The organism is Natrinema saccharevitans, assembly GCF_001953745.1.
Lineage (GTDB): Archaea > Halobacteriota > Halobacteria > Halobacteriales > Natrialbaceae > Natrinema > Natrinema saccharevitans.
Window position 1 is genome coordinate 2,786,315 of record NZ_LWLN01000001.1, and the last position, 23,997, is coordinate 2,810,311.

The 23,997-nt window shown below is 63.5% G+C and carries 17 protein-coding genes, 3 tRNA genes, 4 rRNA genes and 1 pseudogene; 10 read left to right on the top strand and 15 right to left on the bottom strand.

All coding sequences use genetic code 11. The features are described 5' to 3' along the window. Positions 1 to 239: 239 nt before the first annotated feature. Together A6E15_RS22055 and A6E15_RS14205 are read left to right on the top strand one after the other, a co-directional pair. Positions 240 to 692 (top strand): annotated as a pseudogene (locus tag A6E15_RS22055) (DUF192 domain-containing protein); the annotation flags it as partial. 54 nt (positions 693 to 746) lie between these two features. Continuing rightward, complete coding sequence (locus A6E15_RS14205) at positions 747 to 2,681, top strand: ABC transporter ATP-binding protein (protein WP_076147139.1); 1,935 nt, start codon at positions 747 to 749, stop codon at positions 2,679 to 2,681. 82 nt (positions 2,682 to 2,763) lie between these two features. Here A6E15_RS14205 and A6E15_RS14210 read toward each other — a convergent pair whose 3' ends face one another. Together A6E15_RS14210 and A6E15_RS14215 are read right to left on the bottom strand one after the other, a co-directional pair. After that, positions 2,764 to 3,108, bottom strand: coding sequence for a DUF5789 family protein (locus A6E15_RS14210; protein WP_076147140.1), 345 nt, complete (start codon positions 3,106 to 3,108; stop codon positions 2,764 to 2,766). Positions 3,109 to 3,170: 62 nt separating this feature from the next. Further along, on the bottom strand, positions 3,171 to 4,103 hold the full coding sequence (locus A6E15_RS14215) for a phosphatase PAP2 family protein (protein WP_076147141.1): 933 nt from the start codon (positions 4,101 to 4,103) through the stop codon (positions 3,171 to 3,173). 153 nt (positions 4,104 to 4,256) lie between these two features. Between A6E15_RS14215 and A6E15_RS14220 the strand changes: the two genes are divergently transcribed. Then, positions 4,257 to 4,994, top strand: a complete 738-nt coding sequence (locus tag A6E15_RS14220) for a creatininase family protein (RefSeq protein WP_076147143.1) — start codon at positions 4,257 to 4,259, stop codon at positions 4,992 to 4,994. 23 nt (positions 4,995 to 5,017) lie between these two features. Here the strand turns inward: A6E15_RS14220 and A6E15_RS14225 are convergent, their stop codons facing one another. Beyond that, positions 5,018 to 5,470 (bottom strand): DUF5790 family protein, encoded by a 453-nt coding sequence (locus tag A6E15_RS14225; protein ID WP_076147145.1) that lies wholly within the window; start codon positions 5,468 to 5,470, stop codon positions 5,018 to 5,020. Between the two features lie 273 nt (positions 5,471 to 5,743). Here A6E15_RS14225 and A6E15_RS14230 point away from each other — a divergent pair, with 273 nt between their 5' ends. The 3 genes from A6E15_RS14230 (at position 5,744) to A6E15_RS14240 (ending at position 7,998) form a co-directional block, all read left to right on the top strand. Next, the gene (locus A6E15_RS14230; RefSeq protein ID WP_076147146.1) at positions 5,744 to 6,103 is read left to right on the top strand and encodes a dihydroneopterin aldolase family protein; all 360 of its coding nucleotides are present in this window, start codon (positions 5,744 to 5,746) and stop codon (positions 6,101 to 6,103) included. Positions 6,104 to 6,188: 85 nt separating this feature from the next. Then, entirely contained in the window at positions 6,189 to 6,962 is a 774-nt protein-coding gene (gene azf, locus A6E15_RS14235; protein ID WP_076147148.1) for an NAD-dependent glucose-6-phosphate dehydrogenase Azf, read from the top strand. A 64-nt stretch (positions 6,963 to 7,026) separates the two neighbouring features. Then, a complete protein-coding gene (locus tag A6E15_RS14240) occupies positions 7,027 to 7,998 on the top strand; it encodes an aldo/keto reductase (RefSeq protein ID WP_076147150.1) in 972 nt (323 codons plus the stop codon). 1 nt (position 7,999) lies between these two features. On the opposite strand, the gene A6E15_RS14245 is transcribed toward A6E15_RS14240, so the two are convergent. From A6E15_RS14245 to A6E15_RS14260, 4 genes are all read right to left on the bottom strand, one after another. Beyond that, complete coding sequence (locus A6E15_RS14245; RefSeq protein ID WP_076147151.1) at positions 8,000 to 8,872, bottom strand: LLM class F420-dependent oxidoreductase; 873 nt, start codon at positions 8,870 to 8,872, stop codon at positions 8,000 to 8,002. A gap of 139 nt (positions 8,873 to 9,011) precedes the next feature. Next, positions 9,012 to 9,626 carry a DUF309 domain-containing protein gene (locus tag A6E15_RS14250; protein ID WP_076147153.1) on the bottom strand — a complete coding sequence of 205 codons (615 nt, stop codon included), beginning with the start codon at positions 9,624 to 9,626 and terminating at the stop codon, positions 9,012 to 9,014. Between the two features lie 321 nt (positions 9,627 to 9,947). Continuing rightward, on the bottom strand, positions 9,948 to 11,045 hold the full coding sequence (locus A6E15_RS14255; RefSeq protein ID WP_076147155.1) for an aminopeptidase: 1,098 nt from the start codon (positions 11,043 to 11,045) through the stop codon (positions 9,948 to 9,950). Between the two features lie 89 nt (positions 11,046 to 11,134). Continuing rightward, entirely contained in the window at positions 11,135 to 11,860 is a 726-nt protein-coding gene (locus A6E15_RS14260) for a queuosine precursor transporter (protein ID WP_076147157.1), read from the bottom strand. 456 nt (positions 11,861 to 12,316) lie between these two features. On the opposite strand from A6E15_RS14260, the gene A6E15_RS14265 reads away from it, so the two are divergent. The 3 genes from A6E15_RS14265 to A6E15_RS14275 all read left to right on the top strand — a co-directional run bounded on the left by A6E15_RS14265 (position 12,317) and on the right by A6E15_RS14275 (position 14,905). Further along, entirely contained in the window at positions 12,317 to 12,511 is a 195-nt protein-coding gene (locus tag A6E15_RS14265; RefSeq protein WP_006182670.1) for a cold-shock protein, read from the top strand. A 326-nt stretch (positions 12,512 to 12,837) separates the two neighbouring features. Continuing rightward, on the top strand, positions 12,838 to 13,113 hold the full coding sequence (locus A6E15_RS14270; RefSeq protein ID WP_076147159.1) for a helix-turn-helix transcriptional regulator: 276 nt from the start codon (positions 12,838 to 12,840) through the stop codon (positions 13,111 to 13,113). A gap of 445 nt (positions 13,114 to 13,558) precedes the next feature. Continuing rightward, complete coding sequence (locus tag A6E15_RS14275) at positions 13,559 to 14,905, top strand: ribonuclease J (RefSeq protein ID WP_076147161.1); 1,347 nt, start codon at positions 13,559 to 13,561, stop codon at positions 14,903 to 14,905. Positions 14,906 to 15,020: 115 nt separating this feature from the next. Here A6E15_RS14275 and rrf (A6E15_RS14280) read toward each other — a convergent pair. From rrf (A6E15_RS14280) to A6E15_RS14315, 8 genes are all read right to left on the bottom strand, one after another. Next, a 5S ribosomal RNA gene (rrf, locus tag A6E15_RS14280) occupies positions 15,021 to 15,142 on the bottom strand. 69 nt (positions 15,143 to 15,211) lie between these two features. Continuing rightward, positions 15,212 to 15,333 (bottom strand): 5S ribosomal RNA (gene rrf, locus A6E15_RS14285). 128 nt (positions 15,334 to 15,461) lie between these two features. Next, a 23S ribosomal RNA gene (locus A6E15_RS14290) occupies positions 15,462 to 18,383 on the bottom strand. Between the two features lie 222 nt (positions 18,384 to 18,605). Continuing rightward, positions 18,606 to 18,677 (bottom strand) — tRNA-Ala (locus A6E15_RS14295). Between the two features lie 152 nt (positions 18,678 to 18,829). After that, a 16S ribosomal RNA gene (locus tag A6E15_RS14300) occupies positions 18,830 to 20,302 on the bottom strand. Together the 16S, 23S and 5S rRNA genes with 1 tRNA gene alongside form the textbook arrangement of a ribosomal RNA operon. A gap of 801 nt (positions 20,303 to 21,103) precedes the next feature. Further along, positions 21,104 to 21,178, bottom strand: a tRNA-Ile gene (locus tag A6E15_RS14305). 410 nt (positions 21,179 to 21,588) lie between these two features. Continuing rightward, positions 21,589 to 22,173, bottom strand: coding sequence for a MogA/MoaB family molybdenum cofactor biosynthesis protein (locus tag A6E15_RS14310; protein WP_076147162.1), 585 nt, complete (start codon positions 22,171 to 22,173; stop codon positions 21,589 to 21,591). A gap of 187 nt (positions 22,174 to 22,360) precedes the next feature. Next, a tRNA-Asn gene (locus A6E15_RS14315) sits at positions 22,361 to 22,433 on the bottom strand. A 95-nt stretch (positions 22,434 to 22,528) separates the two neighbouring features. Between A6E15_RS14315 and cca the strand changes: the two genes are divergently transcribed. Next, complete coding sequence (gene cca / locus A6E15_RS14320) at positions 22,529 to 23,929, top strand: CCA tRNA nucleotidyltransferase (protein WP_076147164.1); 1,401 nt, start codon at positions 22,529 to 22,531, stop codon at positions 23,927 to 23,929. The last annotated feature ends 68 nt before the right edge of the window (positions 23,930 to 23,997 follow it).

Sequence of the window (23,997 nt, forward strand, 5' to 3'; positions counted from 1 at the left end):
CGTGGGGGCCCGACGAGGGCGAAGTTCGGATCTTCGACGACGGGGCCGACGAGGAGTCGACCACGCGATCGGATACCGGAGCCGGCACTGCAACCGGAGCCAACGATGGGAACGACTCCAGCGGTGGGACTGACGGCGGCGACGCCGCCGATGGTGATGGCGGCGACGCGGGTAGGGACGCTGACGCCGACTCGAGTACCGGTACCGGCGACGGTGGAACCGCTGACCGAGCCGGCACCGAACCCAAAGCCGCCGTCGACGTCGAGGTCGCCGACGATCGCTCGGAACGCTACACCGGCCTGAGCGATCACGACTCCCTCGAGCGGGGCAACGGCATGCTGTTCGTCCACAATCGGGAGCAGGAGCTGACCTACGTGATGCGCGAGATGGACTTCGACATCGACATCATCTTCATCGACGCCGACCGAGAGATCACCCGGATTCACCACGCCCGAGCGCCCGAGCCCGGCGAGGACGGTAACGACCTCGAGTACTCGGGTCGCGGGAAGTGGGTCCTCGAGGTGCCCCGCGGCTACGCGAACGAGACCGGGATCGAGGTCGGCGATCGGGTCGAGATCGACCTCGAGTCGGCCGAGACGGCTATCTTCGAGGTTACCCCCGGCTTCGACGCGCTCGAGCGGTGGGCGCTCGTCGATCCCGACTCGGCCCCGACGGCGGCCGTCCGCCCCTGACGTGTTTCGATTCGTAGGTAACCCTTATTGCCGGCGATCCCGGAGCCGTGTGCAATGAGTGGCGTCGATTGGGACGAGGACGATCCCTTCGAGGAACAACGCGAGGAGATCGAGAACCCGATGAAGCGGTTGTTCCGGGAGTACGGGTCGAACTACACGGGCGCCGCGATCGTCGGGGTCATCGCGAGCTTCTTCGCCCGGATTCTGGACCTGCTGCCCGCGCTCATGCTCGGGGTCGCGATCGACGCCGTGATTCGGCAAGAGGTCCCCTACGCCGAGGCGTTCCCGGTCGGCGGCGGACTCGTCGGACCGCACGTTCCCGACGGCCGGATGGCCCAGTTCTGGTTGACGATCGGGATCATCGCGAGCGCGTTTCTCCTCTCGGCGGTCTTTCACTGGACCCGAAACTGGGGGTTCAACACGTTCGCCCAGAACGTCCAACACGACGTTCGGACCGACACCTACGACGAGATGCAACGCCTCGACATGGGTTTTTTCGCCGACAAACAGACCGGGGAGATGATGTCGATCCTCTCTAACGACGTCAACCGCCTCGAGAAGTTCTTGAACGACGGGATGAACTCCCTCTTTCGGTTGCTCGTGATGGTGGTCGGGATCGGCGGATTGTTGCTCGCGATCAACTGGCAACTCGCGCTGGTCGCACTGCTTCCGGTGCCGCTGATCGCCGTCTTCACCTACCTGTTCATCCAGACCATCCAGCCCAAGTACGCCCAGGTGCGCTCGACCGTCGGCAAGGTCAACTCCCGGCTCGAGAACAACCTCGGCGGCATTCAGGTCATCAAGTCCAGCACGACCGAGTCCTACGAATCCGACCGCGTCGAGGACGTCTCCCGGGAGTACTTCGACGCCAACTGGGGGGCGATCCGCACCCGGATCAAGTTCTTCCCCGGGCTGCGGGTCCTCGCGGGGATCGGCTTCGTCATCACCTTCCTGGTCGGCGGCCTCTGGGTCACGCAGGGACCACCGGGACCGTTCACCGGCGACCTCTCGACGGGGATGTTCGTCGTCTTCATCCTCTACACCCAGCGTTTCATCTGGCCGATGGCCCAGTTCGGACAGATCATCAACATGTACCAGCGGGCCCGCGCCTCGAGCGCCCGTATCTTCGGGCTGATGGACGAACCCAACCGGGTCGGGGAAGAGCCCGACGCCCCCGATCTCGAGGTGACCGAGGGCCGGGTCGAGTACGACGAGGTTTCCTTCGGCTACGACGAGGAGACGATCCTCGAGGACATCGACTTCACCGTCGAGGGCGGCGAGACGCTCGCACTGGTCGGTCCCACCGGGGCCGGCAAGTCGACGGTGCTGAAGCTCCTCTTGCGGATGTACGATGTCGACGAGGGTGAGATCCGCGTCGACGGCCAGCGGGTACAGGACGTGACCCTGCGGAGTCTGCGCGAGTCGCTGGGCTACGTCAGCCAGGACACGTTCCTCTTCTACGGCAGCGTCGAGGAGAACATCAAATACGGCACCTTCGACGCCGACCGCGAGGCCGTGATCGAGGCCGCGAAGATGGCCGAGGCCCACGAGTTCATCACCAACCTGCCCGAGGGGTACGACACCGAGGTCGGCGAGCGCGGCGTCAAACTCTCCGGCGGCCAGCGCCAGCGGCTCTCGATCGCCCGCGCGATCCTCAAGGACCCGGATATCCTCGTCTTGGACGAGGCGACCAGCGACGTCGACACCGAGACGGAGATGCTCATCCAGCGCTCGATCGACGATCTCGCGGAGGACCGGACCACCTTCGCCATCGCCCACCGGCTCTCGACGATCAAGGACGCCGATCAGGTGCTGGTCCTCGAGGGCGGCGAGATCGTCGAACGGGGCACCCACGAGGAACTGCTGGAAAACGGCGGCCTCTACTCCCACCTCTGGGGCGTGCAGGCCGGCGAGATCGACGAGTTACCCCAGGAGTTTATCGAGCGCGCCCAGCGCCGACAGGCCCGGACCGAAGCCGGCGACGACTGAGACGGTCTGCTGTCACTGGGTCGCGGAGCGATCGCGACGGCCCGCGATCGCGTCGGGACTGACGGACAGCAGTCCGGTTGAGCTAAAACGATTCCTGTCCGTCCTGGTCGTCCTGGTTCGGCCCTCCCTCGTCCTGTCTTTCTTCGCCCGCGGCGGGCGGGGTCCGGTCGCTGTAGTTTTTCCGTCCGATCGCCTCGTCGCCGACCATGTTCACGATCGCTCCCTCGACCGCCTCGTAGTCACGGTACTCGTCCTCGCCGAGCGGGCCGATGAGGTCCGCGAGCGTCGTCGTGTTTCCGCTCATCTCGATCGTTTCGTCGCCGTGTTTCGCGAGCAGTTCGTCGTGGCCGATCGGGTACGACTCGCTCTCGAGGGTCTCCTGTAAGTCGCCGAGCTCGAGGCCGAGTTCGCGGCTGTCGTCGGGCATACGTCGGCGAAGGAGTCGCCGACGCAAACGGGTTGGGCCTGCGTTCGCCGTGATGTGACGGGTCAGTTCGATGCCGGCCCGCCCACCCTCGAGCCCGAAATCACGGCCGTCGGGACTCCCGCCAGAAGACCGAGCAGCGTCGCCGACGCGATCAGTCGCGGCCGGCCGTCGAAGAGGGAGACACCGACGGTCGTCAGCGCCCCGACCGCGAGCAACAGGACGCCCGTGTGATACCGTCCGGTCGCGGGCATCGGGAGCGCCCGACCGCCGACCCACCCTGTGAGCGCGCCGGCGACGAGCGCGACGTACCCGACGGCGCTGTCCGCACCCCCGCTCGCGAGCGCCGCCACTCCGGCCAGCGTCAGTGCGAGCCCCGATGCGGTGATCGTTCGGTCGAACGGCGACCGCTCGAGGAGCCACCACGCGACGGCGAGATACGCACCGCCGACGACGACCCCCGCAACGACGTCGAGCGGGTAGTGAACGCCGAGGACGAGCCGGGTGGCCGAGACGACGGCGACGAGCGAAGCGGCGACCGCGAGGCGGAGTCGGCGGGTTCCGGCCTCGAGGACCAGCGCGAACAGGCCGTAGGTGACGGTCGCGCCGACCGCGTGGCCGCTGGGAAAACCGTAGCCGCCGGCGGTGGCGACCGAGTAGTACAGCGGCTCGAGCAACCGCGGGAGAAACGCCGGCTCGACCGTCGCGAGGTCGGGACGCGGCAACGCGAAAAAGTGTTTCAACGTCGTCATCACCGCCAGCCCGCCGACGATGACCGCGAGGATCCAGGGACCGTCGGCCCGACTAGTGGGACGGCCGGCTCCGGACCGATGATCGGGATGACGTGGCCGTCGCCACGCGATCGCCCACGACGCGCCGAGTCCGAGCGCGAGGAGCCACCAGCCGTCGCCGAGCTGGGTCGCGACCGCGGCGAGGACCACGCCCCAGTCGGGGACGAGATCGCGGATACCGTCGAGAACGCGGGCACCGCTGAACACACGAGCGGCCTTTCACGGCACCGCGGATAACGCTCGCCCGGGAACTTGCAGGCCGGTCTTTTTCGCCTCGAGCGCCGCGTCACGCTCCCCGCGACAGCGGTCGACTACGCTTCCATCGCGGGTTTCATATCTCCGGGGTCGGCATACTCCGCCATGGATCTCACGACGGCGACGTGGACGGACGTTCGGGATCTCGAGACCGACCTCGCGGTCGTTCCCGTCGGGAGCACGGAACAGCACGGGCCACACGCCCCACTCGGGACGGACGTGGCGACCGCCGAGGCGGTCGCCGACGCCGGGGTCGACCGCTGTGAACGCAAGGTCGTCCGCGCCCCGGCGATCCCGGTCGGTGTCGCCGAGGAACACCGCCAGTTCCCGGGCACGATGTGGGTCTCCGCGGACACGTTTCGGGACTACGTCGGCGAGGCCGTCGCGAGCCTCGCCGACCACGGCTTCGATCGCGTCGTCATCGTCAACGGCCACGGCGGCAACGTCGACGCCCTCCGGGAAGTCGGCGGCCAACTGACGCGAGACGGCGACGCCTACGTCGTTCCCTTCACCTGGTTCGAGGCCGTCGACGACCACAGCGCCGACATGGGCCACGGCGGCCCCCTCGAGACGGCCCTGCTACGCCACTGCGATCCCGACTCGATCCGGGAAGAGCGCATCGTCGAGGCCAGAGACGGCGCTGCCGACGGCTGGGGCGAGTGGACGAGTCACGCTAATCTGGCCTACGACGCGGCCGAATTTACGGAGAACGGAGTCGTCGGTGATCCGACCGAGGGCGACGCTGCTCGCGGCGCGGAACTGCTCGATCTCGCCGGCGACGCGCTGGCCCGCCTCCTCGAGGCAGTCGCCGAACGCGACGTCTCGCGGCCGGCGGACCGATAGGGAGCGATGGGGGCGGCGACCGATTACTCCTCGTCTTCCGCGTCGTCCCCGGCGTCGGCCGACTCGTCGTCTGCGTCGTCCGCGGGACCGGCGTCCTGCAGTGTTCCCCGAAGCGCCGGAATCGTCGAGGTGAGTTCGCCGACCTGTTCGCCGGCCTCGGCGATATCCGTCATCGCGTCCTCGAGGGCCTCGATGTCGGCCTCGAGGTCGTCGGCGTCGTCGAAGGCGTCGGCGCGTTGGCCCATCGTGAACCACTTCTTCGCGTCGCGGAGGTGGTCCTCGGCGTCGCCGACCTCCAGCGCGGAGTTGAGCCCGTTGAGCGCGCCCAACACGTTGTCCGCGTCGGTCTCCCAGACGTCGTCGGCGTCGGGCAGGGCCGACCAGGCGTCCGCGAGCGAGGACTCGACGTCCTCGCGCATCTCGTTGGCGGCTTCCCCGAACAGTTCCTCGTCGTCGCCGAGCGTCGCTTGGCTCATGTCACCGTCTTTGCGGCCACCGGGGTTAAAAGATAGCCCGAAAGTGAAAGTGAAATCGGTCGCGAGCGGATCGATAGCGGTCGAACGGCGACGCGATTTCGAAAGGGAGGTCCTCTGGCTTCGGTCGGACCGCTCGAGTCCGGCCCGTTCGGGACAGCGGACCGACGATCGCTCCGGACGGACGGGCAGACGCGAGCCGCGTGACCGGGACACCGAGATCGTGGCTCCAGTCACATCGGAATCCCCTTCCCGACCGCCGGCGAGCGTTCATTCATGCCAGCAGACGAAACGCCGACCGACGCCGAGACGGCCTGTTTCGAGGCCGGCATCAAGTTCGGCTCGCTGTATCACCAGTTCGCCGGCACGCCCGTTTCACCTGAGAGCGCGCCAGACCTCGCCACGGCGATGGAGGAATCGATCGAGAACCAGCCCCACTGTCGCGCGGTCACCGTCGACGTCCGAACCGCCGAACTCGAGGCCGAACTCGCCGAGTCGACGGCCGACTACACCGAACTGACGGGGCGGTTCCTCGAGGTCGAGATCGTCGTCGACTACGAGGGCTGTACAGTCGTCACCCGCATGGCGATGGAAGACGGCTATCCGCTGATGCGACTCGAGTCGGTTCGAGAGTGAGGCGGTCGACGGGCGTGTGACATCACCGAGCGCATGCCCGGCAAACCGCATGGTACTTATCGACGCTTTCCCTTCCACCGAACGAATGGTACAGTCAGTCCTGCTCACCGGGGCTGCGGGGCGGGTCGGAAGCGCCATCCTCGGCGGCCTCGCGGACGACTACGAGTGGCGATTACTGGATCGGGAGCCGTCGACCGACGACCAGCCGGGCGAGTTCGTCGTCGCGGATATCACCGACGCCGAGACCGTCCGGGAGGCGATGGACGGCATCGACGTCGTAATCCATCTCGCGGGCGATCCGCGGCCGGAAGCGCCGTGGAACAGCGTCCTGACGAACAACATCGACGGGACGCAGACGGTCTTCGAGGCAGCCGTCGACGCCGACGTCGAAAAAGTCGTCTTCGCCTCCTCGAACCACGCCGTCGGTAACTACGAAACCGACGAGCGAACGCCCGAGATGTATCGCGAACACGACGACTACCTGCTCGACGGGACCGAACTGCCTCGACCGAGCAACCTCTACGGCGTCTCTAAGGCTGCTGGCGAGACGCTGGGTCGGTACTATCACGACGAACACGACCTCTCGGTCGCCTGCGTTCGCATCGGGAACCTCACGCAGGGTCACCCGCCGATCGGCTACGAGCGCGGACAGGCGATGTGGCTCTCCTACCGCGACTGCGCGCACCTGTTCGACCGCTGCATTCGTGCGGACTACGACTACGAGATCGTCTACGGCATCTCCGACAACGACCGCAAGTACTACTCGATCGCGCGCGCTCGAGAGGCGCTTGGCTACGACCCGCAGGACAACTCCGCGTACTACGACGGCGAGGAGCGGGTCGTCGAGCCGGACGCCTGACCGGAGCCGGCAATCGATTCGGCCGAGCCCCGATTTTTAGTCGGTTCCCATCGGAGCGAACCCTATGGAGTATACGACGCTCGGCTCGACTGGTATGACGGTCAGTCGAATCTGTCTCGGTTGCATGAGTTTCGGCACGGGGCGGGAGTGGATGCTCGACCCCGAGGAGAGCGAGGCGCTGATCGACCGCGCGATCGATCTCGGTATCAACTTCTTCGACACCGCGAACGTCTACTCCACGGGCGAGTCCGAGGAGATCCTCGGCGACGCGCTCGCGGGCTACGACCGCGACTCGCATGTCGTCGCGACGAAGGTCTTCGGCGAGATGGACCCCGACAACCCGAACGCCAGCGGCCTCTCCCGCAAAGCCATCGAACAGGAACTCGAGGCCAGCTTAGAGCGGCTCGGGATGGACACCATCGACCTCTACCAGACCCACCGCTGGGACTACGAGACGCCGATCGACGAGACCCTGCGGGCGCTGGACGACGCCGTCCGACGCGGGCGGGTGCGCTACATCGGCACCTCCTCGATGTGGGCCCACCAGTTCGCCGATGCCCTCCGGACCAGCGACACGCTCGGCCTCGAGCGGTTCGCGACGATGCAGAACCACTACAACGTCCTCTATCGCGAGGAGGAACGCGAGATGCTGCCGCTTTGTGACAAGGAAGACATCGGCGTGATCCCGTGGTCGCCGCTGGCCCGCGGCGTCGCGACCCGCCCCCACGAGGAGATCGAGTCGACCACGCGGGGACGGACCGACCAGTACCTCGAGCAGATGTCCTATCTCCAGGGCGGCGGCGAGAAGATCAACGAACGGATCGGGGAACTGGCCGCCGACCGGGGCGTCTCGATGGCCCAGATCTCGCTGGCCTGGCTGTTGCACAAGGACTGGGTCGACGCGCCGATCGTCGGCACGACCAGCGTCGAACACTTAGAGGACGCCGTCGAGGCCCTCGAGATCGATCTCTCGGAGTCGGACGTGGCGTATCTCGAGGAGCCCTACGAGCCATTACCGGTAGCCGGGCACGAATAAGCTATAACAGATCGGTCTCGTCCAGTACCTCGGCGACCCGCTCGAGGTGGGCCGTATGCTCCGCCCCCTCGAGGCCCTGATACATCGTCGTGATCGAGAGGTAGTCGGCCCCCAGCTCCCGCCAGGCCTGTGCGCGCTCGATCCACTCGTCTTCCTCGTCGGGCACGGCGTACATCCGACCGCCGAGTCCGATGTCGTCGGGATCCCGGCCCGCCTCCTCGGCGTACTCGGCGAGGTCCGCGAGATGGGCCTCGGCGTCGTCACCGGGCTGAAACTGGGGTAACCAGCCGTCCGCGAGCCGCGCGACCCGTCGCTTGACCGGCTCGGCCATCCCGCCCATCCAGAGCGGGATCGGTCGCTGGACTGGTAGCGGCCGGATGCCGGCGTCGGGAATCTCGTGGAACTCCCCGTCGAACTCGACGAGTTCGTCGGTCCACAGGGACCGCAGGACCTCGACCTGTTCCTCGATGCGTTGTCCCCGTCGAGAGAAGTCCTGGCCGAGCCCGACGTACTCGGGCTCGTTCCAGCCGACGCCGACCCCCATCCGGAACCGCCCGTCGGTAAACCGGTCCAGCTGGGCGGCCTGTTTCGCGACGAGCGCCGTCTGGCGTTGCGGGAGGACCAGAATCCCGGTAATGAAGGTCAATTCCGCCGTCTGTCCGGCCAGATAGGAATAGGTCGTCAGCGGCTCGTGGAACGTACTCTCGTAGTCGTAGGGACCGTCCCACCCCTCCCGGTCCGGATTCACGCCGAGAACGTGATCGTAGGCCAGCAGGTGTTCGTACCCCGATGACTCGACTCGCCGTGCGTAGTCGGCGATCGTCTCCGGGTCGTGACCGATCTCGAGTTGTGGTAACACGGCACCAATTTCCATACCCGGCGTTCGGACGGGGCGAACTTGAAGCTCCGGCCGTCGGCGAACGACGGCGGCTATCGGTCCATCGACAGGACAACGAGAGGCTCCGAACGAACGCGTGACGAACCCCGGCCGAGCGTCGAGTGCCGACGCTCGATCAGAACAGTTCCTCGACGTCCTCCTCGCGGGCCCGCCGCCGGCCGACGTGGTCAGTCAGGCGCTGATAGATGATTCCCCGATGCTCGTCTTCTCGGACGAAATCGAACACCAGCGTGATGAACCGACTGTCGTCCTCGCCGGCCGCGAGGGCCGCTTCGGCGTACTCCCGTGCCCGTGCGACCGGCTCCGGGTCGTAGCCGAACTCCTCGGCGAAGACGACCGCCGCGATCGCCGTCGGCTCGAACGCGAGCCCCGAGGGCGAGGGGGTGTCCCCCTCGTGTTCGATCGGGACCGGCGGTCCTCGCTCGATCCGTTCGGGATCGGCCGCGAGTTCGGACAGCGCGGTTCGGATCGAATCGAGCCCCAGATCGCGATAGTCCGCGGGCAGCCCCGCGAGGTACTCGCCGCCGCTCTCGGCGAGGCCGACCGCACCCTCCCAGTTGTGTTCACCGGCGTGGTGGACCGCCCCGCTGTACTGGATGAGACCGTGGAGCAACCGCTCGTCGTGGCTGCCGGACTCGAGGTCGAGCCAGCGGTCCTCCCAGGCGTCGTGAGCGGCGTGGTAGTGGCCGGCGTTGAAGATCGCCGCTCCCGCTCGAAGGTGGTCACGCATAGCCGTGGTTAGGGCTCGATACTCGAGAGCGTGACGAAAACGGTGACGCCGGATACTCCAGCGGGGAGACCGGGACCGTTCCGGGAGCGAACGATCCCGCCGCCCCGCCGGCGCGCAACCGCCTCCGGCAGGGCGGGCAGACGACTGTGGGCGGGTCGATTCCGGGACGTGTGATCCCAACCGGTTACTGGCCGCCACCGGTGGGGCGGTATTCGGTGCGAGTGGTACCGTACGGATTAGTATGGGACGGCTTCCGGCGTTTCCGAGCGCGCTCGAGGATCGTAAGCACTCCCTACGGCCCGTCATCTCGCGCGTTTCGTCTCAGGCATCGAACCCGTCCTCGAACCGAAAGACGCCGTTTCGCTGGACGACCTCGCCGTCGATCTCGAGGCGGGAGTCCTCGTCGACGTCGGTGATCAGGTCGACGTGGACCGCCGAGTCGTTGCCCGGTTCGCCGTCGGGGAGACAGGCGTCGTACGCCCGACCCAGCGCCAGGTGGACGGTATCGCCCATCTTCTCGTCGAAGAGGATGTTGTCCGTGTAGCGGTCGATGCCGCGGTTCATCCCGATCCCGAGTTCGCCCAGCCGGCGCGCGCCGTCGTCCGTCTCGAGGACGTCGCCGATCACGTCGCCGCCCTGTTCGGCGTCGTAGTCGACGACCGCGCCGTCCTCGAAGGCGAGGCGGACGTTCCGGACGGACTCGCCCCGGATCGTCATCGGCACGTCGAAGGTCACCTCGCCCTCGGTCGCGTACGGCGCGGTGAAGACCTCGCCGCTGGGCAAGTTGTGGGAGTCGTAGGCCACGGAAGCGGCGCTGTTGACCGCCGTTCGGCCCTCGATCGACATCGTGAGATCGGTATCGCTCGAGACGAGTCGGACCTCCGAACCCGCGTCGAGGAGATCCTTCAACTGGGCCATCTCGTCGGCCAGCGACTCCCAGTCCCGCAAGATTGCGTCGTAGGCGAAGTCCCGATACTCCTCGTAGGCCATATTGGCCTGCTGGGCCAGCGAGCGCGTCGGCTGGACCGTCGACACCCAGCGGGTCCCTAGTCGCGTCTCCCGGATCTCGCTTCTGGCCTCGGTGTACGCCCGCCGGCGCTCGCCCGGCACGTCCGCCGTCGCGCTCGTGTTTCGCCCGCCGCCCAGCGAGAGGTAGACGTCGGCGTTCTCCACGAGTGCGAGTTCGTGGGCGGGGTTCTCGTCGAACGCGTCGTCGTGGGCCTGCAGATAGGCGCGCGTGATCTCGCCCGAACTGTACGTCGCGAGCAGGTTTGCGCCCCGCTCGCCGAGTTTCTCGGCGACGGCTACGGCCAGTTCGTGGGCGTCCGGCCCGACCGAGACGACCACGTCGTCGCCCGCCTCGACTCGCGCGCTCCAGTCGACCAGTACCTCGGCGTGTTCGCGGACCCGTTCGTCCATACGCTCCCCTCTCGAGCGGGCTACTAAACGCTCCCCGTTCGGACCGAAAACTCCGGGGCTGTGAGAGAGTGACTGCGAGCCGTGAGCGATCAGGCGGTACTTGCATCCTCGGCCGGGATCTCCTCGTGCGAGCGCACGAGCGAGACGATAGCGTAGACGATCGGGGTGTCCAGGAGGGCGATCGCGAGCTTCAGCAGGTACTGCCCGGCGATCAACGAGAGCAGGAGGTCGGGCTTGAGGACCGTACCGACGCCGAGGACGGCGGGTGCAACGGCGAACGCGACGACGACGAAGATGACGGTGTCGATCGCCTGACTGGTCGCCGTCGACCCGATGTTCCGAAGCCAGAGCTTCTCGGGGCCGGTGTACTCGCGGATCCGATGGAAGACGAGAACGTCCCAGTTCTGACTGACGACGTAGGCCAGGAGGCTCCCCAGTACCACGTTCGTCGACGCCCCCAGCGCGGTCTCGAACGCGCCCGGATCGACGCTCGTGGGGGCCGCCGGCGCGGCAATCGTCGACCAGACCAGCGCGAGGACGACGAAGTTCAGGAGAAAACCCACGTTGACGACCACCTGTGCGGCGCGGCGACCGTACAGTTCGGTGAAACAGTCGCTCGCGAGAAACGTCAGTGCGTAGGCGAGCGCGGCCCCCGGCAACGCGAGTTGTGCCCCGGTAATCGGGAGCGCGATGGGGAGTTCGAAGGCCAACACCTTCGAAGCGGTCAACTGTGCGGTCACCAGCGCCGTCACGAAGAGGCCGATCAACGCGACCTGGGCGGCCGTTGGGACGCCCGCGGATCGTTCCTGGCTCATGCCGCCGCGTATCCGTCGGACTCACCTAAACGATGCTACTTCGCCGCCGCGACCTCGTCCGTCACCTCGAACGGCGATCGGATTCACCGGCGGCGATCTGCGTTCACTGTTCGATCACCCGTCGAACGCACGTCCTCGAGACGAAAGCGACCTGAAGGCGTTCTTGACGGACGGTCACCCCGATTCGAATCAGGCCTAGCGATATCGACGGTATCACGAACGCTCGGGCCGGATCTAACGAGCGACGACGGGCATAGTGCCGGATCGAACCCGATTCTCGAGCCGTTCCGGCGGTTCCGGTCCAATTTCGCTTTACGCCTCCTCGAGAAAAACAGTTTCACCCGTTTCTCGGCTATTCGTTTATCACCCGTCCCACATTGTAGCACATTATTTTCCTTTCGATGGCGGAATAATTGCACAACTGTTATACGCATCGCGGATCTCTCTGGAATTGCAATGGCGAAAGGAAACGTTGATTTCTTCAACGACACAGGCGGCTACGGTTTCATCGAGACTGACGACGCGGACGATGACGTTTTCTTCCACATGGAAGACGTTGGCGGTCCGGACCTCGAAGAAGGCACAGAGATCGAATTCGACATCGAACAGGCCCCCAAGGGCCCCCGCGCCACCAACGTCACCCGCCTGTAATACGGCTACTTGCGTTCGGTAACGGGTTTCACAGTTCGAACACCATTCTTCGGAACGCAGACACCTCGAGCGACTGCGCTCTCCCCTCGCGACGAGACTCGTCCTCTAACGGATCCGGAGCGCTCGCGTCCCCGCTCCGAGACACTCCCGTTCGTCGACGCGGTCGGAGCCGTCCTGCTCGATCCCTCGACATAGTCAGTCGTTACCGAGTGAAATCGGAATCATCACTTCGAGAGTCTCAGTTAGTTACCCGAAACGACTGTGGAACGGTTGATACGAAATCGATAACAAATAGTCGGATTCCCGTTCGTCCACCCGAGTACACAATGGACGATCTGACTGGGTTTCAACGAGACCTTCTGTACGTAATCGCGGGGGCCGATCAGCCGTCCGGCCAAGACGTCAAAGACGAAGTCGAGACGTACTACAACAGCGAGATCAACCACGGACGGTTGTATCCGAACCTCGATACACTCGTCAACAAAGACCTCGTCGAGAAGGGCCAACTCGATCGCCGAACGAACTACTACGAGATCAGCGACCACGGCCGGCAAGCCATCGAACAACGCCGCGAATGGGAACAACAGTATATCACCGATTAGTCTCGGCCGACCACCGCTCGAGTTGCACGTGGCCGACACCAAGAGGCCCACCACGTCGGCAACCGCCGACTCCACGAGTACCGAACAGCCCCTCGTCTCCGACCGCCCCGCTCGGCCCAGTCAGCGCCGCTGCGAGTCGCGACCTAGACACGCGTGATAGCTCCCCCGTCACGTCTCCGGCTTCCAACTCCCACTGTCACCGGTTCCCGTCTCGAACGGACCCCGATCGATCGCTCCCTTGCTCGCTGAAACCCGGGGCTACTTACGTCGGGAGAGCCGTTGCTATACTATCCGAAAAAGGCGCTGTCCGTGGCGCAGTCGAGGCCGGACATCGATTCGGCCGCCCGAGACGTGATCCAAGCCGGTTCTCGCCGTGCAGCATATCCGTCCGGCGGCCGTTCTGGCCGCGTGACTGTCCACAGGACTGCTCTGATCGGTCCCACCAATGGAAATCGAAATTGCGACGATCGGCGGTTACGAGGAAGTCGGCCGACAGATGACGGCTGTCCGCGCTGGCGACGACATCGTGATCTTCGACATGGGTCTGAACCTGTCGAAGGTACTCATTCACGACAACATCCGAACCGAAGGGATGCACAGTCTCGATCTGATCGACATGGGTGCCATCCCCGACGACCGGATCATGAGCGATCTCGAGGGCGACGTGCAGGCGATCGTACCGACCCACGGCCACCTCGACCACATCGGTGCGATCAGCAAACTCGCACACCGGTACGACGCCCCCATCATCGCCTCCCCGTTCACGCTCGAACTGGTCAAAGGCGAACTCGAGGAGGAAGGCAAGTTCGACGCCGACAACGAACTGATCGCGATGGATCCCGGCGAGACGACGTCGATCGGCGACAGCGGCGTCCTCGATCTCGAGTTCGTCAACGTCACCCACTCCATCGTCGACGCGATCAACCCGGTCCTCCATACCCCCGAAGGTGCCGTCGTCTACGGACTGGACAAGCGCATGGACCACACCCCCGTCATCGGCGATCCGATCGACATGGAGCGATTCCGCGAGATCGGCCGTGAGGGCGAGGGCGTCCTCGCCTACATCGAGGACTGTACCAACGCGAACAAGAAGGGCCGAACACCCTCCGAGAGCGTCGCCCGCGAACACCTGCGCGACGTCCTCTACAGCATGGAGGACTACAACGGCGGCATCGTCGCGACGACGTTCTCGAGTCACATCGCCCGGGTGAAGTCGCTCATCGAGTTCGCCCGAGATATCGGCCGACAGCCGATCCTGCTGGGCCGCTCGATGGAGACGTATTCCGGTACTGCGAAACAGATCGGGATCGACTTCCCCTCCGACGTCGAGATGGTCGGCTACCGCCAATCCATCGAGCAGACCTTCGAGCGGATCATGAACGAGGGCAAGGAGAACTTCCTCCCAGTCGTTACTGGGCATCAAGGCGAGCCGCGCGCGACCCTCACCCGCATGGGCCGCGGCGAGACGCCCTACGAACTGGAAGACGGCGACAAGGTCGTCTTCTCGGCCCGCGTGATCCCGGAGCCGACAAACGAGGGCCAGCGTTATCAGGCCGAGAAACTCCTCCGCATGCAGGGCGCGCGCATCTACGACGATATCCACGTCTCGGGACACCTCTGTCAGGAAGGCCACTACGAGATGCTCGATGCGCTGCAGCCCGAACACGTGATTCCGGCCCACCAAGACATGAGCGGCTTCTCCGGATACGTCGATCTGGCATCCAATCGCGGATACAAGCTCGGACGTGATCTCCACGTCACTTCGAACGGAAACGTCATTCAGTTAGTCTAGGCCGAAGCGACTACGGCTATTTTTCTTTCGACCGAAATAGCGACTAGCGACGAGGCTCGCTGGTGAATAAATACGAAAACCCACACAGCAGTTGCTGTGTGGGTTACAGTATGAGTGGGAGCGGCGAATCGGGGTTCCCAGAGGGTCGCCCACTCCAGTACTGACCGAAACGTAGGCGAGCTTATCTTCCGTGTTCGGGATGGGTACGGGAGGTACCTCGCCACTGTGGCCGCTGTAATGCCGACCGGCGGAATCGAACCGCCGTCAGACCACTGTCGGGAGATCGGCCGTATCGGCCGATATGAATGGAGGCGGCGAATCGGGGTTCCCAGAGGGTCGCCCACTCCAGTACTGACCGAAACGCAGGCGAGCTTATCTTCCGTGTTCGGGATGGGTACGGGAGGCACCTCGCCGCTATGGCCGCCGTAACGCCGACCGACGGACTCGAACCGTCGTCAAACCCTAATCGGTGTCTGTCCAAGACCGAGTGTACGTGTAGTCCAGTTTGCGTCCGGACCCGTTCGCGCGTCACGGATCCAATGCGATGTAGTGTATGAGTGTGTGGCTTGGCCGATTAGTGCTCGCGGGCTCAACACCTCGTTGCCTTGGTGCGTACACCCCGAGTCTATCGATCTCGTCTTCTACGAGTGGCCTCCGTGGTATCTCTTTTTCAGGTGGGTTTCGAGCTTAGATGCGTTCAGCTCTTACCCCGTGGTGCGTCGCTGCCCAGCACGTGCCCTTTCGGACAGCTGGTACACGAGTGGCACCCAATCGTAGTTCCTCTCGTACTATACGATCGTTCCCGTCAGATACCGTTACACCCCCAATAGATAGCAGCCGACCTGTCTCACGACGGTCTAAACCCAGCTCACGACCTCCTTTAATAGGCGAACAACCTCACCCTTGCCCGCTTCTGCACGGGCAGGATGGAGGGAACCGACATCGAGGTAGCAAGCCACCCGGTCGATATGTGCTCTTGCGGGTGACGACTCTGTTATCCCTAAGGTAGCTTTTCTGTCAGCAATTGGCCGCATCAAGCAGCCTAATTGGTTCGCTAGACCACGCTTTCGCGTCAGCGTCCGTCGTTGTGCCGGACACTGTCAGACTTCCGTTTGCTCTTGCGCTCTGTTCCGCGTCTCCGACGCGGATGAGGAAATCTTGGGGCGCGCCCGATATCTTTTCAGGCGCGTACCGCCCCAGTCAAACTGCCCGGCTACCAGTGTCCTCCGCCAGGAGTGAGAGTCGCAGTCACCATCGGGTAGTATTTCAATGCTGGCTCGGTGGCCCGCTAGCGCGGGTACCTGTGTACCGCCTCCTACCTATGCTGCACAATGGCGACCACGTCTCAGTGACAGCCTGCAGTAAAGCTCTATAGGGTCTTCGCTTCCCCTTGGGGGTCTCCAGACTCCGCACTGGAACGTACAGTTCACCGGGCCCAACGTTGGGACAGTGGCGCTCTCGTTGATCCATTCATGCAAGCCGCTACTGAAGCGGCAAGGTACTACGCTACCTTAAGAGGGTCATAGTTACCCCCGCCGTTAACAGGTCCTTCGTCCCCTTGTACGGGGTGTTCAGATACCTGCACTGGGCAGGATTCAGTGACCGTACGAGTCCTTGCGGATTTGCGGTCACCTATGTTGTTACTAGACAGTCGGAGCGCCCGAGTCACTGCGACCTGCCCCATTGCAGGGCAGGCATCCCTTATTGCGAACGTACGGGACTAACTTGCCGAATTCCCTAACGTCGGTTGCTCCCGACAGACCTTGGCTTTCGCCGCCACGAGTACCTGTGTCGGATCTCGGTACGGACAGTGTGCTCGCCTTTTCACGGGCTCTAGGTTGACCTCTCTTGCGCTATCCTACCATTCGGTCGCTTCGTGCCATTACGGCTTCCACGAACTTCGATAGTTCGACCGGGCGAAAGCCCGGCAGAGGCGGCCCCAAAGCGTTGGCTTTGAGTACACACTGGCATAGGAATATTAACCTATTTCCCTGTTGTCAGCTTCGACTTACGGGCTGACTTAGGACCGGCTAACCCTCAGCTGATCAGCATTGCTGAGGAACCCTTACTCGTTCGGCCGTCGGGGTTCTAACCCGACTAACGCTGCTACTATGACCAGGATTTTCGTTACTGAACGGTCCACACGACTTCTCAGCCGTGCTTCCACCCGAACAGAACGCCAACCTACGAGATCACCAGTCTAAGTGGTGCTGCTAGGTCTCGGTGGTAGACTTGAGCCCCGATCATTTTGGGCGCCTCAAACCTCGGCCGGTAAGCTGTTACGCTTTTCTTAGAGGGTAGCTGCTTCTAAGCTCACCTCCCGGCTGTCTAGGGCTTGAGACCACCTTCGATCGCACTTAGTCTACACTTGGGGACCTTAACCCAGCTCTGGGTTGTCTCCCTCACGGTACACAGGCTTACCCCGTGCACCGGACTCCCTGCGTCGAGCGGCGTTCGTAGGTTCGGAGTTGGACAGGGGGGCACACTCCTCTCGGAGTGCGGTCCCCCAATCCGTCGCTCTACCCCACGAACTACCTCGGCAGAGGTGATGCTTCGACATCTTTCGGTTGGAACCAGCTGTTTCCGGACTCGATGGGCCTTTCACCCCTAGACGTAGGTCACGAGAGGGTATTGTAGGACACCAACTCTAACAGGCCTCCACGTGCCTTTCGGCACGCTTCGCCTTGCCCACGCCTAGATCGTCCGGTTTCGGGTCGTGCCCGTTTGACTCCCCGCGCTTGAACACGGCGGCCCTCGTGCAACGCACTGCGGCCATGTCGGTTTCCCTTCGCCTTCCTCGATGAGCGAGTTAGACTCGTCAAACAGGCACACTCCCTGGTTCGTTTTTCAAAACGTACGACAGAACACCGGCTTCCCAAACTTTTTACTACAGGTTCGCACCTGATTCATTTCGTCCGGGACCTTGTGTGCCCTGTCGCTCCATCGCCAACTGATTTCACGCCCTATTGCACCTCCCTTCGTGGGGTGCTTTTCAGCGTTCGCTCACGCTACTTGTTCGCTATCGGTCTTGAGGAGTGTTTAGTCTTCGCGGTCGATGCCCGCGATATTCACGAGGGATATCCAACCCCCGATACTCTGGAACTGACTCGTTCCTTACTTGCCGACGGTACGGGACTGTCACCCTGTCTCGTGCTCTATTCCAAGAGACTTCGCGTCGCCGTTCGGGAAGTGATCGTCAGTCCGAACACCACATTGCCCGTGAGGGCTTCGGTTTGGACTGTATCGCGTTCTTTCGCCAATACTAACGACATCGCGTTTGCTTTCTTTTCCTGTCGGTACTAAGATGTTTCAATTCCCGACGTTCCCCATTGCGCGAAGCAATTGCGGTGGGGATTCCCATTCGGAGATCCTATGTTCTTCGCCTCCGTGCGGCTCCCATAGGCTTATCGCAGCTTGGCACGTCCTTCGTCAGCTCTCAAGCCGAGCGATCCACCAGCTGGCACAGTAGCCACGTTCATCGGATCGGCGTTGCGACAGAGTCGCAACATCGTGACCCGGGAACGGGTCCAGTGGACGCCTGGACTACACGTACACACGGTCTCATCTGCACGCCGGTAGACGGCCGGCCTGCATTGACCCTTCCCACCCACGCTTTCGCGGGGTGGTGCATCGGTTCGTTCGGATTAGACCGAAATCGTCTGCCCCACTTAAGGGGCACGATTCGGTCCAACCCGAGCCATGGACCCACAGGGATTCGAACCCTGGGCATCCTCCTTGCAAAGGAGGCACTCTACCACTGAGCTATGGGCCCACGTCCGCCACAAAGGCGGACAGCGGGAGTAGGTGTTAGCCTTGGTAGTTCAAAGGTGCCCGATCGGCCACGACGTGGGTCGATCGAACGTGGACTGCGTGGCGCTACGCGCCACGACTTTTGGGCCGGGGCGACGCCCCGGTCCCGGTCTGTGGAGGTGATCCAGCCGCAGATTCCCCTACGGCTACCTTGTTACGACTTAAGCCCCCTTGCGGAGCCCAGATTCGACCGGCGTTGCGTCGGCCTCATCCGGACCCCACTCGGGTGCTTTGACGGGCGGTGTGTGCAAGGAGCAGGGACGTATTCACCGCGCCCTTCTGAGGCGCGATTACTACCGAATCCAGCTTCATGAGGGCGAGTTTCAGCCCTCAATCCGAACTACGACCGAGTTTCGGAGATTAGCGCCCCCTCTCGGGGTTGCATCCCACTGTCTCGGCCATTGTAGCCCGCGTGTCGCCCAGCACATTCGGGGCATACTGACCTACCGTTGCCCGTTCCTTCCTCCAGTTTGGCACTGGCAGTCCTCCTAATGTACCCAACCACCGCTAGGTGTTGCTGGCAATTAGGAGTGCGGGTCTCGCTCGTTGCCTGACTTAACAGGACGCCTCACGGTACGAGCTGACGGCGGCCATGCACCTCCTCTCAATGGCTCCGGTAAGGTCATCAACCTGACCTTCACTGCACATTGTCGATGCTGGTGAGATGTCCGGCGTTGAGTCCAATTAAACCGCAGGCTCCTCCGGTTGTAGTGCTCCCCCGCCAATTCCTTTAAGTTTCATCCTTGCGGACGTACTTCCCAGGCGGTCTGCTTCGCGGCTTCCCTGCGGCACAGCACAGGCTCGTAGCCTGTGCCACACCTAGCAGACATCGTTTACAGCTCGGACTACCCGGGTATCTAATCCGGTTCGTGACCCGAGCTTTCGTCCCTCACCGTCGGATCCGTCTTCCAGAGGCGCTTTCGCCACCGGTGGTCCGTCCAGGATTACGGGATTTCACTCCTACCCCGGACGTACCCCTCTGGTCTTCCGGTCCCAAGCCGTGCAGTTTCCACCGGACGCCCGCGCGTTGAGCGCGCGGATTTCCCGATGGACTTGCACGGCCAGCTACGGACGCTTTAGGCCCAATAATAGCGGTCATCACTCGTGCTGCCGGTATTACCGCGGCGGCTGGCACCGGTCTTGCCCAGCACTTATTCCGCGACCTCCTTACGGTCGCAAAAAGCGAGGACTATATGCCCTCGCACTTGGAGTCCCCCTATCGCACTCGCGTGCAGTGTAAAGGTTTCGCGCCTGCTGCGCCCCGTAGGGCCCGGTATCTTGTCTCAGATACCGTCTCCGGGCTCTTGCTCTCACAACCCGTACCGATTATGGGCACGGTGGGCCGTTACCCCACCGTCTACCTAATCGGCCGCAGCCACATCCTATGGCGCCGGAGCGTTTCGGATTCACACCACTCCAGGTCGTGAATCGTATCCCGAATTAGCCTCAGTTTCCCGAGGTTATTCGGATCCATAGGGTAGTTTGGCCACGTGTTACTGAGCTATCTGCTACGAGTCTGAACTCGTGCAACTAGCATGGCTAAATCGGACTCCAATAGCAATGACCTCCGGCAGGATCAACCGGAATGCTATTTGATCTCCCCAGTTGGGGAGAGTCTGTTGGCGGTGAATGTTGGTACACACTCACACATGGGTCCACGTTCGCTGACGCCGGTCGTGTGACCGATCGGGCGTCACCGAACTACCAAGGCTAACATCAGATCCCATCTGTACGGCGGACCGCAGGGGTGGAATCCTCATTTCCTTCGGATGTATTCGTACGCCGTCTGGGGTACATAATCCCTTCGGACTCGAGCCATCCGCGGTGGCGGAGTGAGTTACGCACGCCGCCTCCTTCTTCGTATATATTCACAATCGCTGGTTACTACTTAAGGCCTGCGAACCGATATTTCACAGAGAGGGAGTACCACACACGATTGCCTGACGATATTCCAATTATCCCCCCGATATGACAGTTTCATATGGCAAGTGCCGGTTCGAACATCGTAGACCACTCGCATTCCTCATCAGCCTGCTCCGGCCCGCTCGCGTTAGCTCGCAACGCTCCGCGGGTCGTGTGCCAGTTGAAATGCTCTGCCATCGCCGAAGTCAAAGCGCTGCATAAGATATGAGTGGATACCAAGTGACCGTAGCTCGCCTCGAGCCAGTGGCCGACTATCGTACTGAATCGAGGGCAGTTTGGGAACGTTGCAACCCCCTCGCAGTCCGGAAACTCGATGCTGTCGGTAGCCGGTAGCCACGACAATATCCGACGCCTAGCCTTCGGTTCAGCGACTCGTTCGTTCAAAATAGAAAACGATCTGTTCGACCTGTTCAGGGCACCCCCAAAGCCGAATCGCTTTCGGCCACAGTTCGGGCGTTCCGCGAATGGGCCCTGACGGATTCGAACCATCGACCACTCGGTTATGAGCCGAGCGCTCTTACCAGACTGAGCTAAGGGCCCTTCGATCGGGACCAATCGCGCGCGCTAATTAACGTTTGCTGTCTGGTCCGCTCGAGAGAAGGGTATGGGACCCGACGACGCCGTCAGCGCGTCGAGTTCTGCGTCGGTCAGCTCGGCCTCGAGGTCCACCCGACTGTGGGATTCGCGGATCCCCGCACACGCGCTTGGGGGTCAAGTTCGGCGATGGAGTCGAGGTGGGGGCACATCGAAATCGGACCAACGGACGTGGCGTCAATAACGGCTGTAGTAGCCACTGCAAGCCATAGGACACCCGAGCGGAGATAGCGTTGCGACCGCTGGAAATAGTGTCAGCTACTCTAGGCGGGGCTCGAGCAGTTCGCCACGGAACGTGCGGTCGCTGCCGGTTTCGAGTCGACGGCGCGTCGGAACTGCCGGCGAACATGGGCCGGCTACTCGTCCCGATACTCCGCGAGCGTCTGGTCGCTCGTCCCGGAACGGTGACGCGTCGCCAGCCCCGCGAGGTGCGGTGTTTCGGGGACGATCAGTTCCTCGCAGGCAGTTTCGCAGGCGCTTTTGCTGCCGGGCAGACAGAAGACCGGCGTGTCGACCGCGATGCCCGCGGTCGCGCGCGATGCCATCGCTCGCGTGCCGACTTCGTCCCAAGAGAGCGAACGGAACAGTTCGCCGAAGCCGGGCAGTTCGCGTTCGAACAGGGACGATGTCGCCTCCGGCGAGACATCGTCGACGGTGACGCCGGTCCCGCCGGTGGTACAGACGACGTCGATGTCCTGACGGGCGACCAGTTGCCGGACGGCGGTTTTGATCGCCGAGTAGTCGTCTCGAACCAGCAGTCGCGCTCGGACCTCGTGGTCATCGGCCTCGAAACAGTCCTGGATGGTGTCGCCGCCCGGATCGTCAGGGTCGTCTTCGCGCGCGCGCGAACTCGAGACGGTAACGATGCCGACGTGAAGCGGGTCGATGACGTCGTGACCGTGGTCGTCAGTACTCCGGCGCTCGTCGTGATCGGTGGTCATGGCTACACATCACTGGCGAAGGTGGTTAATCCCTCCCCCGAAAGCGGGGTCGAACGCGACCGGCCTCGGAGCGGCTACTGTGAGCAGTGGAGCGTGTCGGTTGGGGAAGTACATGCGCCGTCCATCGATCGGTAACTGAGGACGGAAACAAAAGGACGGAGCTATCGAATGTAGCGTCGGGAGAAGACGCCGAAGCCAGGACTCGAACCTGGGACAACCTCGTTAACAGCGAGGTGCTCTACCATCTGAGCTACTTCGGCTTATCCTCCGATAATCGGGTGTATTTGATAGGGCTTTCGTTTTGCCTGCATCGGGTTCGACACCCTTTCACGCACCGCTCGAGTACGCTCGGTCGATGAGCGAGGAGGACGCCGACCGCGACGGGCCCGAGGATGGAGACGGTAACCGCGATCTCGAGGCGGTACTCGCCGAGGTTCGTGATCGCGTGACCCCCGACGAGGCGGAACGGACGCGGCTTCGCGAGGTCGCAGAGCGACTAATCGACCGCGCCGAGGCCGCGGCGACCGAGCGCTGTGACGGGGCCGACGTTTTACAGGTCGGCTCGACCGCCCGGAACACCTGGATCGCCGGCGACCGCGATATCGACATCTTCGTTCGGTTTCCGTCGGAACTCGACCGCGAGACTCTCGAGGAGTACGGCCTCGCGGTCGGTCACGAGACGCTGCCGTCGGGCCACGAGGAGTACGCCGAACACCCCTACGTCAAGGGCGAGGTCGAGGGGTTCGACGTCGACGTGGTCCCCTGTTTCCGGCTCGAGTCCGCGACGGAGATTCGATCGGCCGTCGACCGCACGCCGTTTCATACCCAATACCTCAAGCGACGGCTCGACGACGAGCTTGCCGGAGACGTTCGGCTCACGAAGCAGTTCCTCAAGGGGATCGGGGTCTACGGGAGCGACCTCCGAACGCGCGGGTTCAGCGGCTATCTCACGGAACTGCTCGTCTGCGAGTACGGCGGCTTCCGACCATTGCTCGAGGTCGCAGCGGACTGGCGGCCGCCGGTGGAACTCGATCCCGAGGATCACGGGACGAAGGCGTTCGACGATCCGCTAGCCGTTATCGATCCGACCGATCCCGAGCGCAACGTCGCCGCCGTCTGTTCGGCGGCGAACGTCGCCCGGTTCCAGCACTACGCCCGGGCGTTCCTCGAGTCGCCGCGGCCGGCGTGGTTCGAACCGGAGACGACCGAGCCGCTGACCGAAACGGAACTGCGCGGCCACCTCGAGCGCCGGGGGACGACCCCCGTCGCCGTTCGCTTCGACGCCCCTGACCTCGTCGAGGACCAACTCTATCCGCAACTCCGGAAGTCCCTGGACGGGATCACGCGAGGGCTCGACGATCGCGAGTTCGACGTCTTCCGCGCGACGGCGATGGCCGACGGGGCCGCCGTCGTTTTCGTCGAACTCGCGGTGAGCGAGCGGCCCGGGGTCGAGCGCCACGAGGGGCCGCCGGTCCACGTCCGCGATCACGCCGACGGATTCTACGACGCCTACGCGGACGATCCCGATGCGTACGGGCCGTTCATCGAGGACGACCGGTACGTCACCGAGCGCGAGCGGGAGTTTACGACCGCCCGCGAGTTCCTCGAGAGCGACCGGCTCTTCGACGTGGGGCTGGGAACACACGTCGAGACGGCGCTCGAGGACGGCTACGAGGTGCTGGTCGGTGACGACATCACTGCGTTGCTCGGAGAGTTCGGGGCGGAACTTGCAGCCTATTTCGAGCCCCGGCCCTGAGCCGGAGCGCTGTAGTAGCTCTTGAAAGTCAATGCACGCCCGATCGCAGGACAGCGTTGTGTCGGTGT

Bases quoted from the DNA above. Each gene is read 5' to 3' on its own strand.
- A6E15_RS14205 (WP_076147139.1), top strand. From the start codon at position 747: ATGAGTGGCGTCGATTGGGACGAGGACGATCCCTTCGAGGAACAACGC.
- A6E15_RS14210 (WP_076147140.1), bottom strand. From the start codon at position 3,108: ATGCCCGACGACAGCCGCGAACTCGGCCTCGAGCTCGGCGACTTACAG.
- A6E15_RS14220 (WP_076147143.1), top strand. From the start codon at position 4,257: ATGGATCTCACGACGGCGACGTGGACGGACGTTCGGGATCTCGAGACC.
- A6E15_RS14225 (WP_076147145.1), bottom strand. From the start codon at position 5,470: ATGAGCCAAGCGACGCTCGGCGACGACGAGGAACTGTTCGGGGAAGCC.
- A6E15_RS14230 (WP_076147146.1), top strand. From the start codon at position 5,744: ATGCCAGCAGACGAAACGCCGACCGACGCCGAGACGGCCTGTTTCGAG.
- azf (WP_076147148.1), top strand. From the start codon at position 6,189: ATGGTACAGTCAGTCCTGCTCACCGGGGCTGCGGGGCGGGTCGGAAGC.
- A6E15_RS14240 (WP_076147150.1), top strand. From the start codon at position 7,027: ATGGAGTATACGACGCTCGGCTCGACTGGTATGACGGTCAGTCGAATC.
- A6E15_RS14245 (WP_076147151.1), bottom strand. From the start codon at position 8,872: ATGGAAATTGGTGCCGTGTTACCACAACTCGAGATCGGTCACGACCCG.
- A6E15_RS14250 (WP_076147153.1), bottom strand. From the start codon at position 9,626: ATGCGTGACCACCTTCGAGCGGGAGCGGCGATCTTCAACGCCGGCCAC.
- A6E15_RS14255 (WP_076147155.1), bottom strand. From the start codon at position 11,045: ATGGACGAACGGGTCCGCGAACACGCCGAGGTACTGGTCGACTGGAGC.
- A6E15_RS14260 (WP_076147157.1), bottom strand. From the start codon at position 11,860: ATGAGCCAGGAACGATCCGCGGGCGTCCCAACGGCCGCCCAGGTCGCG.
- A6E15_RS14265 (WP_006182670.1), top strand. From the start codon at position 12,317: ATGGCGAAAGGAAACGTTGATTTCTTCAACGACACAGGCGGCTACGGT.
- A6E15_RS14270 (WP_076147159.1), top strand. From the start codon at position 12,838: ATGGACGATCTGACTGGGTTTCAACGAGACCTTCTGTACGTAATCGCG.
- A6E15_RS14275 (WP_076147161.1), top strand. From the start codon at position 13,559: ATGGAAATCGAAATTGCGACGATCGGCGGTTACGAGGAAGTCGGCCGA.
- A6E15_RS14310 (WP_076147162.1), bottom strand. From the start codon at position 22,173: ATGACCACCGATCACGACGAGCGCCGGAGTACTGACGACCACGGTCAC.
- cca (WP_076147164.1), top strand. From the start codon at position 22,529: ATGAGCGAGGAGGACGCCGACCGCGACGGGCCCGAGGATGGAGACGGT.